Genomic DNA, 12,893 nt, shown 5'->3' on the forward strand with positions numbered 1-12,893 from the left:
ATGAATGCGCACCCTACGGGGCCGGTAGGGTGCGCATTCATGCGCACCCACGGAGTCGTCGGCACGTGCGGTGCCGGTATTGTAGGGTGCGCATTCACTGCGCACCCCATCGAAGACCTTAGAACTGGTCTTCGAATTTCTTCGCCAGATCCTCGATGTTCTCGGGCGGCCATTCCTCGACATCCATGCCAAGGTGCAGACCCATGCCCGAAAGCACTTCTTTGATCTCGTTCAGCGACTTGCGGCCGAAGTTCGGGGTGCGGAGCATCTCGGCTTCGGTCTTCTGAATCAGGTCGCCAATGTAGACGATGTTGTCGTTCTTCAGGCAGTTCGCCGAACGGACCGACAGCTCGAGCTCGTCGACCTTCTTCAGCAGCAGCGGGTTGAACTCCAGACCTTCGTCCTCGTCGGCGCGGCCGGCGGCTTCGGGTTCTTCGAAGTTCACGAAGATCGACAGCTGGTCCTGCAGAATACGGGCAGCGAAGGCCACCGCATCATCCGGCGAGATCGAACCGTCGGTTTCGATCTTCAGGGTCAGCTTGTCATAGTCCAGCACCTGACCTTCGCGGGTCGGCTGCACGTCGTAGGACACGCGCTTGACCGGCGAATAGATCGCGTCGATCGGCATCAGGCCGATGGGCGCGTCTTCCGGGCGGTTCTTGTCGGCCGAGACATAGCCCTTGCCGGTGCTCACGGTCAGTTCCATGAACAGGTTCGCGCCGTCGTCGAGGTGACAGATGACGTGATCCTTGTTCAGGATTTCGATGCCCGCAGATTCCGAGATGTCACCGGCGGTGACGACCATCGGACCCTTGGCAGAGATCGAAAGACGCTTCGGCCCCTCGACATCCATGCGGATCGCAACACCTTTCAGGTTCAGGACCACGTCGGTCACGTCCTCGCGGACGCCGGCGATGGACGAGAATTCGTGCAGGACGTTGTCGATCTGCACGCTGGTGATCGCGGCGCCCTGAAGCGACGACAGCAGAACGCGGCGCAGCGCGTTGCCCAGCGTCAGACCGAAGCCGCGTTCCAGCGGTTCGGCGATGACGGTGGCCTGACGCGCAGGGTCGTTGCCCGGCTTGACGTCAAGCTGCGTCGGTTTGATCAGTTCCTGCCAGTTCTTATGGATCATGCTGTGCGGCCTCCATTCCTGCCCTCCGCCCTATGACCCGTGGCGGACGACTCCCGAGGTAAAAACGACTTAACGGGCCGCGCGGGGGTCTGCGCAGCCCGTGATAGTTGGCGATCCCCGATCAGACGCGGCGACGCTTCGGCGGACGGCAGCCGTTGTGCGCGATCGGCGTCACGTCGCGGATCGACGTGATGTTGAAGCCGGCGGCAGCCAGCGCGCGCAGCGCGCTTTCACGGCCCGAACCGGGGCCCTGCACTTCGACTTCCAGCGTTTTCACGCCGTGTTCCTGCGCCTTGCGGCCAGCATCCTCGGCGGCCATCTGGGCGGCGTACGGAGTCGATTTGCGCGAACCCTTGAAGCCCATCGTGCCGGCGGACGACCACGAGATCGCGTTGCCCTGCACGTCGGAGATCAGGATCTTGGTGTTGTTGAAGCTGGAGTTCACATGAGCGACACCAGCGGCGATGTTCTTGGATACCTTGCGCTTCGGAGCGCGACGATCGCGTGCCATTGTTCCTGCTCTCCCTTACTTCTTCTTGCCGGCAATCGGCTTCGCCGGGCCCTTGCGGGTACGGGCGTTGGTATGGGTGCGCTGACCGCGCACGGGCAGGTTGCGGCGGTGGCGCAGACCGCGGTAGCAGCCAAGGTCCATCAGGCGCTTGATGTTCATCTGAACTTCACGGCGCAGGTCGCCTTCGACCGTCACGTTGGCGTCGATGTGCTCGCGGATCTGCAGCACTTCGGCGTCGGACAGTTCGTTGACGCGACGGGTGGAATCGATGCCAATGGCTTCGCAGATGCTTTTCGCGACCGCGGGGCCGATACCGTGAATGTAGGTAAGCGCGATCGGAACGCGCTTGGATGTCGGGATGTTAACGCCGGCGATACGTGCCACGTATATGTCCTTTTCAGTTGCGGTTCCGTAATACCAGAACCTTTTTTCACAACGCGAACCCGCGGACACAAGGGCCTGCGGGTCTTTGCTATACGAAGTTGACTGTAAGCGGGGCGCGACCCCGGCTTGCGGCCGATTCTCTGTCGAGACGCTGCGGGATAAGGGGCTGGTGAGGAAAGGTCAATACCTTGGCCACACGCAAGCCGCGATGCAGCGCAGATTGGCACCTTCGGGCATCCTACCCCGGCAGGATACGGAAGCGGAAGCGATTTCTGCGTCCGTCATTGCCGGGCGGCGATCACTCTCCCGTCAGCGGCACGCGGTAAATCACCCAGTCGTCCGTCCGCGTCACCTCGCGCCCGCCAAGACGTTCCTGAAACTCGGGGCGGCCCTCGAAATCGACCGGGCAGCCCACGAGATCCTCGTCGCGGTTGATATAGGGCGCGGTGTAGCGGGTCGCGCCCACGCGGCGACAGGGATCGTCGGTTCCCCGGTAGCCCATGCCAAAGCGCAGATCGGGTTCTGAATTTCTGGAAACGAACTGGGCGCAGCCGGCAATCGGCAGGATCAACGCCGCCATAAGGACAAATCGAGCCATCCGGCCCCTCCCAACCAATACCCGGGCCGGGGGCGGATCGCCCCGCGACTCCGTCAAAATTCACTTGGTGCGGATCAAGAATGCCCTTGCGTCAACAGACCTGTCAAGCTGCGGACGGAGGCGCCGACGCGCGTCGGGTCAACCCGCAGGCAGCGCGCCGGTCAGGACGTAGCGAAGGATGTCGACCACCTGAAGCGGATCCTCGGCCACCGCGAGCGCGGCGGCGTCGACTTCTTTCAGAGCGTGCTGGTGGTCGGGGCCGTGCAGCACGATCAGCGACTTGCCCAGCGCGGCGGCATAGCCCGCGTCGAAGGCCGCGTTCCATTGCTTGTACTTGTCGCCGAACCGGACCACCACGACATCGGCGTCCGCAAGCCCCTTGCGGGTCCGGATCGCGTTGACCTGTGCGCCCTTGTGATCGTGCCAGAACTTGTTCGGCTCGGCACCGAGGATCGCGACGCCGCAATCGTCCGAGGCCGCATGATCGGTCACCGGGCCGTCAAAGCTGACGTCCAGCCCTTTCGCCCCCTCGACGATCCGTTCGCGCCAATCGGTGTGGATCTCGCCCGAGAGATAGACCTTCAGCGTCATCGCGTCCTCCATTGCGGTTCGCAAGCGGGCTAGCTTCCCGGGGCGGGAATGTCAAAGCCGGTGCGGACGGGAGGGTAGCGGCCAAGGGGATAGAGGTTTGGGGGCGCTGCCCCCGCCGCGCGCTGCGCGGCTCCCCCGAGGTATTTCCCGAAGAGAAGAAGCAGGGCGGGAAGACAAAGGGGCCGCCGGGGGTTTTCCCCGACGGCCCCGTTGCGTCATGTCCGGTCGGGCATCAGCTGCGCAGCGTGCCGCCGGTGGCTTTGGTGACCTTGTCGACAATTTTGGCGCCGATCGCCTCGATGTCCTTTTCGGTCAGCGTCTGGTCCGTGGGCTGCAGGCGCACCGTGATCGCGAGGGACTTCTTGCCCTCGCCCAGCGCGCCGCCGATGAACTCGTCGAAGACGCGCACGTCCTCGATCAGCGCCTTGTCGGCCCCGGCCGCCGCGTTGACGAGGGTCAGCGCCTCGACATCGGCGTCGACCACGAAAGCGAAGTCGCGTTCCACGGCCTGCAGGTCGCTGATGTCGAGCGCCGCGCGGGTGGCGCCGGTGGCGCGTTTCACCGGCACCTCGGCGGGCCAGATGGTGAAGGCCACCGCGGGGCCTTTCACGTCCATCTGCTGCAGCACCTTCGGGTGCAGTTCGCCGAAGACACCCAGCACCTTTTTGGGCCCAAGGCAGATCTTGCCGTGCCGGCCCGGGTGCCACCAGCCCTGCGCGCCGCGCAGGATCTGCACCTTTGCGGGCGCGCCGATGGCGGACAGCACCGCCTCGGCATCCGCCTTCACGTCGAACACGTCGACCGGACGGCGGGCGCCGTGCACGTCGCGGGGACCGGTGTGGCCGACCAGCAGGCCCGACAGCAGCAGGTGCTGTTCGCCGGGTTCGCCGCCGTGGAAGGCCGCGCCGATCTCGAACAGGGCCATGTCGGCGAAGCCGCGCGCCTGATTGCGGGCCGCGGCCTGCAGCAGGCCGGGCAGCAGCGCCGGGCGCATGTGGCTCATTTCCGAGCTGATCGGGTTCTCGAGCCGGGTGGCGTCATCGCCGCCGCCGAACAGCTGCGCGCTGGCCTGATCGATGAACGAGTAGGTCACGCACTCGTTGTAGCCCAGCACCGCAGCGGTACGGCGGGCGGACCGTTCGCGCTGTTGCGCGACGGTGAGCACCGGCTTCGGCACACCGGCCTGCGGGCGCGGCATGGGGCGGCCTTCAAGCTTGGTCAGCGACGCGATGCGGGCGACCTCTTCGACGAGGTCGGCTTCGCCCTTCACGTCGGGGCGCCACGACGGCGGGTGCGCCATGCCGTCCTTCAGCGTGAAGCCAAGGTCCTGAAGGGTCTTGCGCTGCGTTTCGGCCGGGATGTCCATGCCGACGAGGCTGGCGACGCGGTCGGTATCGAGCTTGTAGGCGCGGTCGGTCGGCAGCGGCGCGCCGTCCTGCACCACCTCGGACGCCTCGCCGCCGCAGATGTCCAGGATCATCCGCGTCGCGGCCTCGAGCCCCGGCAGGGTGAAGGCCGGGTCGACTCCGCGTTCGAACCGGTACTTGGCGTCCGAGTTCAGGCGCAGTTTACGGCCCGTGGCGGCGATGGTGACCGGATCCCAGTAGGCGCTTTCGAGGAACACGTTCACGGTGTCCTCGGTGCAGCCGGTATGGGCGCCGCCAAGGCAGCCGCCGATGCTTTCGAGGCCCTCGTCGTCGTAGATCCCCATCATGCCCGGCTCGACCGTGTAGGTCTTGTCGTCCAGCCCCTCGTACTCGGTCGGCGCGTCGACCCAGCGCACGTTGAGGTCACCCTTGACGATGTCGGCGTCGAAGACGTGCAGCGGGCGGTTCTGGTCGAAGGTGAAGAAGTTGGTGATGTCCACCAGCGCCGAGATCGGGCGCAGGCCGATGGCCTTAAGCCGGGCCTGCAGCCAGTCGGGGCTGGGGCCGTTCTTCACACCACGGATAACGCGGCCGGTGAAGTGCGGGCAGGCCTTGTCCTTCAACTCGTCGGCGATGGTCACCTTGATCGGGCTTTCGAACGCGCCGGCGACGGGTTCGACGGTATAGGGCTTCAGCGTGCCAAGCCCACGCGCGGCAAGATCGCGGGCGATGCCGCGGATGCCCAGCGCGTCCTGACGGTTCGGGGTGATCGCGATTTCGATCACGGGATCGACCACCTGCGGCCGGTTGGCGGCCAGCCAGTCGGCGAATTCGGTGCCGACGGTGGGTTCGCCCGGCAGTTCGATGATGCCGTCGTGTTCTTCCGACAGTTCCATCTCGCGTTCCGAACACATCATGCCGTGGCTTTCGATGCCGCGGATCTTGCCGACCTGAATGGTGGTGTCGATGCCGGGAACGTACATACCGGGCCGGGCCACGACGACATGGATGCCGGCGCGCGCGTTCGGGGCGCCGCAGATGATCTGCTGAACGCCATCGGCGGTCTCGACCTTGCAGACGCGAAGGCGGTCGGCATCGGGGTGTTTCTCGGCCTCTTGCACGAAGCCGACGGTAAAGCCCTTCAGCGTGTCGAGGGGGTTTGTCACCTCTTCGACTTCCAGCCCGAGGTCGGTCAGCGTCTCGGCGATCTCGTCCACCGACGCGGTGGTGTCGAGATGGTCCTTCAGCCAGGACATCGTGAATTTCATGGGCGTGCCTCTTGCCTCGTCATGCGGTCGCGGTGTCCTTAGCGAAATCGAGAGGGAACCGGAAGGGGTTCGCCCCGGTCCACCGAAGGTGGTGAAAGGTCCAGTGGACCTTTCAAGGGGCGAACGGGCGGAGCCCCGGCAACGGCCCCGGTCCACCGAAGGCGGCGAAAGGTCCAGTGGACCTTTCAAGGGGCGAACGGGCGGAACCCCGGAACGGACCCGGTCCGCGAAAAGGCGCACTGGAGCCCGGAGCGAACCGAATGCAGCGCCGCCAGGGCGAAGCCACATATCTGACGCCCCTACCCGGCCGTCAGCTTTCGACCCGTTCCGCCAGCTTTTCCAACTCGCCCATGCGCGCCAGCTTGATCTCGCGCGCCAGCCGCAGCGAGGGCTTGGCGGCGAACAGGATCGAGCCGACCAGAAACAGCCATGTCGCGATGGTCATCGTGCTGTCCCAGAAGAACAGGACCGACCCGATGGTGAAACAGACGGCCGCGCTGAAATCGACGAAAGTGTAGGCCAGTTCGAACATCGCGTAGACGCGGCGCGTGCCGTGGTTGCGTTGGCGGTTCTCGTGACGGAACAAGCGCATGTCGTTTCCCCTTGGCTGCGGTGCGACCACAACGATAGCGGCGGTTGCCCCAACGGCCAGCCCGACCGGACCTCAGCGGCGGAAAACTTCGTCGCGGAAAAAGCGCAGCCAGCCCCTCGACGGGCGATAGCGGGCGCCGAACCCGCGCGTATCGCCCCCGTCGGCGTGGAAGTCACGTGCCACCTTGCGGGCCATCGCCACATCGCCACCGTGCGATCCGTCGAAGATCGCGCGCAGCCGGTCATTGGCATCGGCCAGCGTGCGGCCCTGCGTGGCGGTCAGGGTGTTGGCGCGCACGGCGGCCTCGGCCTCGCGCGCCGCCTGCTCCAATTCGGCCAGTTCGGCCTGAAGCGCGGGGTCGGTTGCGGCGCGGCGAAGCTGAGCCGCGGCAAGGCGGCTTTGCACCGCCAGCCGAAGCGTCAACAGCCGCGCCGGGTTCAGCGGCTTAGCCCGCCCGCCAACGACGGCATGTCCAGCGCGGAAAAGCCGTAGTGGCGCAGCCAGCGCAGGTCGCTGTCGAAGAAGGCGCGCAGGTCGGGGATGCCGTATTTCAGCATCGCCAGCCGGTCGATGCCGATCCCGAAGGCGAAGCCCTGCCACTGATCGGGGTCGATCCCGCCCGAGCGCAGCACATGCGGATGCACCATGCCCGACCCAAGGATCTCCATCCAGTCGTCGCCTTCTCCGACCTTCAGCGTTCCGTCCTGCCACGAACAGCGCAGGTCGACCTCTGCCGAGGGTTCGGTGAAGGGGAAGTGCGACGCGCGGAAGCGAAGCTCGACCTTGTCGACTTCGAAGAAGGCGCGGCAGAATTCCTCAAGGCACCATTTCAGGTTCGCCATCGAGATATCGCGGTCGATGGCCAGACCTTCGATCTGGTGGAACATCGGCGTGTGGGTCTGGTCATAGTCGGCGCGGTACACGCGACCCGGTGCGATCACACGGATCGGGGCGCCCTGTTCCAGCATCGCGCGGATCTGCACCGGCGAGGTATGGGTCCGCAGCACATGCGGCGGGCGGACGTCGCCCTCGGCACGGTGCATGTAGAACGTGTCCATCTCGGTCCGGGTCGGATGCTCGGCCGGGATGTTCAGCGCATCGAAGTTGTACCAGTCGTCCTCGACCTGCGGGCCCTCGGCCACGGCAAAGCCCATGTCGGCGAAGATCGTCGTCACCTCTTCGGTCACTTGGCTGACCGGGTGGACCGACCCCTGCCGCACCGGGCGCGACGGCAGCGTGACGTCCAGCCACTCGGTGCGCAGGCGTTCGTCCAGCGCGGCATCGGCCAGCGCGGATTTCTTGGCAGCAAGCGCCGAGTTGATCTCGTCCTTCAGCGCGTTCAGCTTCGGGCCCATCACCTGACGCTCTTCCGGGGTCATCTTGCCCAGTTCGCGCATCTTGAGAGCGACCTCGCCCTTCTTGCCGACGGCCTGCAGACGCAGGTCCTCGAGCGCGGACTCGTCGCCGGCACCGGCGATCGCGTCGAGGTATTTGGTTCTGAGATCGTCCATCGTGGGCCTCGTCTGCCTTGGTCGCGGCATCTGCTACCCAGCGCGGCCTCCGAATGCAAGGCTGTGCCGTGTTTGCGGCCCCGGCAAAAGCACCGCCGGGAGGCTTGCTTGCCTTTGAATCGCCCCCCTTTATAGTGACGCGAAAACCGGGGCAGGAGCAGGCGTCCCATGTTCGAGACCATCACCGCGGAACAGGCCGCGGCGGACCAGTGGGATGTCGTAATCGCCGGCAGCAGCTTTGCGGCGATGTTTTTTCTTGCCGGACTGCCCCGCGACGCCCGCGTGCTGGTGGTCGAGAAGGGACCGACCGTTTCCCATGCCGACCAGCTTGCCACGATGGAGCTTCCGCGCGCCGAATTCCGGTTCGACAACCGTTCAGGCCGACCGAAGCACTGGGTGGCGCACACGATGTTCGGCGGCAATTCGAACTGCTGGTGGGGACAGGTACCAAGGTTCCACCCGTCCGATTTCACACTGTTCGAAGATCACGGCGTCGGCGCCCCCTGGCCGATCCGGTACGACGACCTTGAGCCCTTCTATGCCGAGGTCGAGGCGATCATGGAAATCGCCGGGCCGGACGACGACCCCGTGCATCCACGGTCGGGACCATTCCCGTTTCCTGCGCATCCCGTGTCCCGAAGCGACGCGGCCTGTATCGCGGCGCGGCCCGACATCTGGCTACCGGTCGCCTGCGCCCGCGCCAACGGCGGTCGCCGCGCCGGATGCTGCACCAACGGCGTCTGCGATCTGTGCCCGGTGGATTCGAAGTTCACGGTGCTGAACGGAATCGACGCCTTCGTGCGCGACAACGTCCGGCTGGTGAGCGGCGCCGAAGTGCGGGCGGTCAGCGTCGAGGCTGGCACCGCAACCGGCGTGATGTTGCGCGAGGCGGACGGCACGGAACGGTCTGTGCGCGCCGGGCTGGTCGCCGTGGCGGCGAACGCGATCGGCAACGCGGCGATCCTGCTTCGGAGCGGGCTGACCTCTCCGGCGCTGGGACGCTACCTGCACGAGCAGGTCAGCCTAGAGATGATCGTGGACGTGGGCGCGCCGAACTATTTCGGCGGCACCTCGATCACCGGGCATTGCTATGGCTTCTACGACGGCCCGCATCGCGCCACGGCGGGGGCGGTGCTGCTAGAGAATTACAACGCCCCGAACGAGTTGCGGACGGATCGCGGGCGGTGGACCGAACGGCTTAAGCTGAAGCTGATCGCCGAGGATCTGCCGCAGGCCGACAACCGCGTGACGCTGGGCGAAGACGACGCCGCCGAGATCACGTGGATCGGACATTCCGATTATGCCTATGCCGGGATCGAACGCGCCGAGGCCGGGCTGGCCGACGTTTTCCCGTTTCCGCTTGAGGGCGTCGTGTCCAAGCACTTCTCGGAAACCGAGGCGCACATCCAGGGCACGCACCGGATGGGCGCGGACGCCGGAACCTCTGTCACCGACGGATACCTGCGCTGCCACGAGGTCGACGGGCTGTTCGCGTTGGGTGCCGGGGCCTATCCGACCTCGTCCGCGGCCAATCCGACGCTGACGCTGTCGGCCCTGTCTCTGCGCGCCGCGAGATCGGTGTGATGCGGCGGCGGACGGTGTTTGCCGGTGGCTTCGCCGCCATCGCCGCCGCCGTCGCGGCGCCCCTGTTGACGCGGCGGATCGACGACGAGCTGCGCCATATCCTGCGCACGGGCTTCGGCGATGTCATCGCCGCCGACCCCGAGGCCGACCTGTTCATCGCGGACGTCGCGGCCATCTGGGACGGCATCACACCGCCCGCCCAGCGGATCACCAAGCCGACCACGTGGATGCTGTCGCCCCAGCTGTCCGGCCCCCGTGCCGAGCGCGCAAACCTGACAGAGGTGGTGACGCTGACGTTCATGCACGCCACCAACGCGGTGCGCGCTTTCGAGACGGGTGAACCGCTGGTGTACCTCGGAATGCCCGATCCCTACGCGAACCCCTGCGCCAACCCCCTGAGCGCGATGTGGCTTTGACCCGCCGCGCTTGACAGAGAAGGGCGCGGGGAAGGACGCTTTCCACTTTTAGAACCGGGGATTTTCATGAAGGCGTATCTGGCTTCGTTTCTGGCCGTCTTGGCCTTTGCATCTGCAGCGGCTGCGCAGGGCAATTTGGGCATCTGGTGGCATGGCGACACCGAGTTCCGCAACAGGGCCGCATGGGCGCTAAGCCAGGGCAGCGGACGGGCCCCCTGGACCGTGACGGTGGACTGCGAAGACTTCGGCGCGGTGCTGCACGTCCACAGCATTAGGTTCTCGCCTACCTATGCCACCGGAGAGATGGTCGTTCGTGCTTCTGGCCGGTCCTTCCGCCTGCCCGCCTTCGCCGAACCCGTGGCGGCCGAGCCGGGCTGGTCAGCCCCACTGCTTCCCGCCGTGGCGAAGGCGATGATGAGCGGGTCCGCGGCCGACATCAGCGTTCCGTCCGGGTCGATGCGGGTGGGGCTGTCGGGGTCGCGGCGGGCCATCGGCGCCGTTCTGGCGGAATGCGGGCCGGGCCGCACCGGACCGGGCGTGTTTCCTCCGCCCCGTCCCGATGCGGCCTTCCCGCCGGGCGAAAACCCTACCAAGCCCGCACCAGAACGCGACACTGTCAGGAGCATTCCCCTGATCCCGTTGCCGCAGCCCTCAGCCCCCGCGGGTGGCATTCCCCTGATCGTGCCGCGAACGACTGCGCCTGCCCACGAAACGCCATCCATCCCGCTTATCGTCGATCGTCCCCAGGACACGGCGCTTCCGGACGTTCTGAGCGCCACGATCCGGGACGCCTGCCAGCCCGGTACGGCAGAAGTGGCGGATGGCGCGTTGTTCCGAGGCGATCTGACCGGCGACGGCCAGCCGGATCACGTGGTCAATTGGGGAAAGGTCACCTGCAACGGCGTAGGCCCGGCAGTTACGCGCGGCGCGGGGTACTGCGGCGCTGCGATGTGCTCGGCCGATGTCTACGTTTGGCCCGCCCTGCCACCCGGCCGCCCCACGATTTCGATCCTGCACGCGGGGATAAGCTTTTTCCCCGGCGCCACGGTGCCGATCCGGACAAGTTCCAGCCGGATCGGTCCCGTCGACTGGATCTGGACCGGGACGGAGTTCACCAACCCCTAGCGTCGGATGGTTGGTGTCCCGGAAAAGCGAAAGGGCCGCACCTTTCGGCACGGCCCTTCGAAAAACGTGATGCTCGCCTTTATCAGGCAGGCAGCGCGGCCTTGGCCTGATCCACGATCGAGTTGAACGCGGTCGGTTCGTTCACGGCCAGGTCGGCCAGAACCTTGCGGTCCACTTCGATGCCGGCCAGCGCCAGACCGTTGATGAAGCGCGAGTACGTCAGCGATTCATCGTGGGCGCGGACAGCGGCGTTGATCCGCTGGATCCACAGCGCGCGGAAGTTCCGCTTGCGCGCGCGACGGTCACGGGTCGCGTACTGGTTGGCCTTGTCGACGGCCTGCTTGGCAGTCTTGAAGTTCGTCGAACGCGCGGCGTAGTAGCCTTTCGCGGCCTTCAGGACCTTCTTGTGACGGGCGTGGGTTACGGTTCCACCTTTAACGCGGGACATATCAGATCACTCCTATCAGCGGTCGTAGGGCATGTAGCCCTTGACGATCTTGGCGTCAGGGGCGGACAGGGTGGTGGTGCCACGCGCGTCGCGGATGAACTTCTTGTGACGTTTGATCATCCCGTGGCGCTTGCCGGCCTGACCGGAAATGACTTTCCCGGTCGCCGACACCTTGAAGCGCTTTTTCGCGCTCGACTTGGTCTTCATCTTCGGCATTTCCGTCTCCTTGCGGTGAAAGCGCGACTCGGCATGCCATAAGCCGGCCACGCAGTTATTCGAGAGGCGCCGTATAAGGGGGCAAGGCACAGCTGGCAAGCCCTGATTTCCCGGACGGCACCGCGATCCCGCCCTGCGCACGAGGCGCAATCGTGCGGTTTGAGAATTGCCGCGAAACGCGCTATGTTATCCACAAAACAAGACAAGACCAAAGAGCAGTTCCCATGACCACGACCGTTCCCGGTGCAATATGCGCCGGCACGACCCGTGCGCCCCTGATCCGCCGCGCCCTGCCGCTGGCGGTGCTTCTGCCATTGCTGGCGCTTGCCGGTTGCGGCGGCGGCGGGGACGGCATGGGCGACGCCCCCCGCAACCCGGAGAACGCCTGCGCGGTGATCACCGAACGGCCCCACTACTACGAGGCGCTGCGCGCGTCAGAGCGGAAGTGGGGCGTGCCGGTGCATGTGCAGATGGCGATCCTGTTTCAGGAATCGACGTTCCGCTCGGACGCGCGGCCGCCGCGCAAGAAGGGATCGCGCGACAGGATTTCGTCCGCCTACGGCTATGCTCAGGTGCTGGACGGCACGTGGGGCGATTACCTGAAGGGCCCTGCCCGCAACGGCGCCCAGCGCAACAACTTCAACGACGCGACCGATTTCATGGGCTGGTACATCAGTGAATCGAACCGCGCGCTGGGGATTCCGCTGAACGACGCCAAGAACTCGTACCTTGCCTATCACGAAGGTCGGGCCGGTTTTCAGCGGGGCAATCACCTGAAGAAGACGTGGCTGCTGCGGGTATCGGACGGCGTCGCCAGCCGGGCTGACCGCTATTTCGAGCACCTGCTGTTCTGCGGGCTATGACCGCGCAGCGGGGCCGCTCGGGCCCCGCGCACATCTCGCGCAGGTCTAGCGCACGAAGTAGGCCACCACCCGGACGAACGCCTCGGGCACGCCGTGCAGGGTGTAGGACTGCCGCGACAGCGCGACCCCCACCATGCCGGCGCCGATGGCAAAGACCAGCACCGCCACCCAAGGCCGACGCCGGTCGGCGAAGGCCCCAAGCAGGGACGGCACGGCGAACGTGGCGAGGATCAGCCCGAGGACCAGATACAGGTCGGCCGAGGACATCGCCACGCGACCGCGTC

16 protein-coding genes are annotated in these 12,893 nt (G+C 66.0%); 4 read left to right on the forward strand and 12 right to left on the reverse strand.

Going from position 1 to position 12,893, the window contains the following annotated elements:
• Window positions 1-118 precede the first annotated feature (118 nt).
• From P1K30_RS16720 to pheS, 9 genes are all read right to left on the reverse strand, one after another.
• Window positions 119-1,135 (reverse strand): DNA-directed RNA polymerase subunit alpha, encoded by a 1,017-nt coding sequence (locus P1K30_RS16720; protein WP_275633912.1) that lies wholly within the window; start codon window positions 1,133-1,135, stop codon window positions 119-121.
• Between the two features lie 121 nt (window positions 1,136-1,256).
• Window positions 1,257-1,646, reverse strand: a complete 390-nt coding sequence (gene rpsK / locus P1K30_RS16725) for a 30S ribosomal protein S11 (protein WP_275633913.1) — start codon at window positions 1,644-1,646, stop codon at window positions 1,257-1,259.
• Window positions 1,647-1,661: 15 nt separating this feature from the next.
• Complete coding sequence (gene rpsM / locus P1K30_RS16730; RefSeq protein ID WP_275633914.1) at window positions 1,662-2,030, reverse strand: 30S ribosomal protein S13; 369 nt, start codon at window positions 2,028-2,030, stop codon at window positions 1,662-1,664.
• Window positions 2,031-2,328: 298 nt separating this feature from the next.
• Window positions 2,329-2,628: a hypothetical protein gene (locus P1K30_RS16735; protein ID WP_275633915.1), complete on the reverse strand. Its 300-nt coding sequence runs from the start codon at window positions 2,626-2,628 to the stop codon at window positions 2,329-2,331.
• Between the two features lie 138 nt (window positions 2,629-2,766).
• Window positions 2,767-3,219: a YtoQ family protein gene (locus tag P1K30_RS16740; protein ID WP_275633916.1), complete on the reverse strand. Its 453-nt coding sequence runs from the start codon at window positions 3,217-3,219 to the stop codon at window positions 2,767-2,769.
• A 232-nt stretch (window positions 3,220-3,451) separates the two neighbouring features.
• Complete coding sequence (gene pheT / locus P1K30_RS16745) at window positions 3,452-5,854, reverse strand: phenylalanine--tRNA ligase subunit beta (protein ID WP_275633917.1); 2,403 nt, start codon at window positions 5,852-5,854, stop codon at window positions 3,452-3,454.
• 310 nt (window positions 5,855-6,164) lie between these two features.
• Window positions 6,165-6,446 carry a YrhK family protein gene (locus tag P1K30_RS16750; RefSeq protein ID WP_275633918.1) on the reverse strand — a complete coding sequence of 94 codons (282 nt, stop codon included), beginning with the start codon at window positions 6,444-6,446 and terminating at the stop codon, window positions 6,165-6,167.
• A 72-nt stretch (window positions 6,447-6,518) separates the two neighbouring features.
• Complete coding sequence (locus tag P1K30_RS16755) at window positions 6,519-6,869, reverse strand: hypothetical protein (protein WP_275633919.1); 351 nt, start codon at window positions 6,867-6,869, stop codon at window positions 6,519-6,521.
• A 14-nt stretch (window positions 6,870-6,883) separates the two neighbouring features.
• Entirely contained in the window at window positions 6,884-7,957 is a 1,074-nt protein-coding gene (gene pheS / locus P1K30_RS16760) for a phenylalanine--tRNA ligase subunit alpha (protein WP_275633920.1), read from the reverse strand.
• A 168-nt stretch (window positions 7,958-8,125) separates the two neighbouring features.
• Between pheS and P1K30_RS16765 the strand changes: the two genes are divergently transcribed.
• The 3 genes from P1K30_RS16765 (at window position 8,126) to P1K30_RS16775 (ending at window position 11,082) form a co-directional block, all read left to right on the forward strand.
• Window positions 8,126-9,541 carry a GMC oxidoreductase gene (locus P1K30_RS16765; protein ID WP_275633921.1) on the forward strand — a complete coding sequence of 472 codons (1,416 nt, stop codon included), beginning with the start codon at window positions 8,126-8,128 and terminating at the stop codon, window positions 9,539-9,541.
• Entirely contained in the window at window positions 9,541-9,957 is a 417-nt protein-coding gene (locus P1K30_RS16770) for a hypothetical protein (protein WP_275633922.1), read from the forward strand. Before P1K30_RS16765 ends, P1K30_RS16770 begins: the two co-directional genes overlap by 1 nt.
• A gap of 66 nt (window positions 9,958-10,023) precedes the next feature.
• Window positions 10,024-11,082: a hypothetical protein gene (locus tag P1K30_RS16775; RefSeq protein ID WP_275633923.1), complete on the forward strand. Its 1,059-nt coding sequence runs from the start codon at window positions 10,024-10,026 to the stop codon at window positions 11,080-11,082.
• Window positions 11,083-11,164: 82 nt separating this feature from the next.
• Here the strand turns inward: P1K30_RS16775 and rplT are convergent, their stop codons facing one another.
• Together rplT and rpmI are read right to left on the reverse strand one after the other, a co-directional pair.
• Entirely contained in the window at window positions 11,165-11,530 is a 366-nt protein-coding gene (rplT, locus tag P1K30_RS16780) for a 50S ribosomal protein L20 (protein WP_275633924.1), read from the reverse strand.
• A gap of 15 nt (window positions 11,531-11,545) precedes the next feature.
• Window positions 11,546-11,746 carry a 50S ribosomal protein L35 gene (rpmI, locus tag P1K30_RS16785; RefSeq protein WP_275633925.1) on the reverse strand — a complete coding sequence of 67 codons (201 nt, stop codon included), beginning with the start codon at window positions 11,744-11,746 and terminating at the stop codon, window positions 11,546-11,548.
• Window positions 11,747-11,970: 224 nt separating this feature from the next.
• On the opposite strand from rpmI, the gene P1K30_RS16790 reads away from it, so the two are divergent.
• A complete protein-coding gene (locus P1K30_RS16790; protein WP_275633926.1) occupies window positions 11,971-12,609 on the forward strand; it encodes a transglycosylase SLT domain-containing protein in 639 nt (212 codons plus the stop codon).
• Window positions 12,610-12,654: 45 nt separating this feature from the next.
• Here P1K30_RS16790 and P1K30_RS16795 read toward each other — a convergent pair whose 3' ends face one another.
• Window positions 12,655-12,882, reverse strand: a complete 228-nt coding sequence (locus tag P1K30_RS16795; protein ID WP_275633927.1) for a hypothetical protein — start codon at window positions 12,880-12,882, stop codon at window positions 12,655-12,657.
• Between the last annotated feature and the right edge of the window lie 11 nt (window positions 12,883-12,893).

Source organism: Psychromarinibacter halotolerans, from assembly GCF_029168315.1.
GTDB classification, from domain to species: Bacteria; Pseudomonadota; Alphaproteobacteria; order Rhodobacterales; family Rhodobacteraceae; genus Psychromarinibacter; species Psychromarinibacter halotolerans.

Bases quoted from the DNA above. Each gene is read 5' to 3' on its own strand.
- P1K30_RS16775 (WP_275633923.1), top strand. From the start codon at position 10,024: ATGAAGGCGTATCTGGCTTCGTTTCTGGCCGTCTTGGCCTTTGCATCT.
- P1K30_RS16790 (WP_275633926.1), top strand. From the start codon at position 11,971: ATGACCACGACCGTTCCCGGTGCAATATGCGCCGGCACGACCCGTGCG.
- P1K30_RS16720 (WP_275633912.1), bottom strand. From the start codon at position 1,135: ATGATCCATAAGAACTGGCAGGAACTGATCAAACCGACGCAGCTTGAC.
- rplT (WP_275633924.1), bottom strand. From the start codon at position 11,530: ATGTCCCGCGTTAAAGGTGGAACCGTAACCCACGCCCGTCACAAGAAG.
- P1K30_RS16770 (WP_275633922.1), top strand. From the start codon at position 9,541: ATGCGGCGGCGGACGGTGTTTGCCGGTGGCTTCGCCGCCATCGCCGCC.
- P1K30_RS16740 (WP_275633916.1), bottom strand. From the start codon at position 3,219: ATGACGCTGAAGGTCTATCTCTCGGGCGAGATCCACACCGATTGGCGC.
- pheT (WP_275633917.1), bottom strand. From the start codon at position 5,854: ATGAAATTCACGATGTCCTGGCTGAAGGACCATCTCGACACCACCGCG.
- P1K30_RS16750 (WP_275633918.1), bottom strand. From the start codon at position 6,446: ATGCGCTTGTTCCGTCACGAGAACCGCCAACGCAACCACGGCACGCGC.
- rpsK (WP_275633913.1), bottom strand. From the start codon at position 1,646: ATGGCACGCGATCGTCGCGCTCCGAAGCGCAAGGTATCCAAGAACATC.
- P1K30_RS16765 (WP_275633921.1), top strand. From the start codon at position 8,126: ATGTTCGAGACCATCACCGCGGAACAGGCCGCGGCGGACCAGTGGGAT.
- pheS (WP_275633920.1), bottom strand. From the start codon at position 7,957: ATGGACGATCTCAGAACCAAATACCTCGACGCGATCGCCGGTGCCGGC.
- rpmI (WP_275633925.1), bottom strand. From the start codon at position 11,746: ATGCCGAAGATGAAGACCAAGTCGAGCGCGAAAAAGCGCTTCAAGGTG.
- P1K30_RS16735 (WP_275633915.1), bottom strand. From the start codon at position 2,628: ATGGCTCGATTTGTCCTTATGGCGGCGTTGATCCTGCCGATTGCCGGC.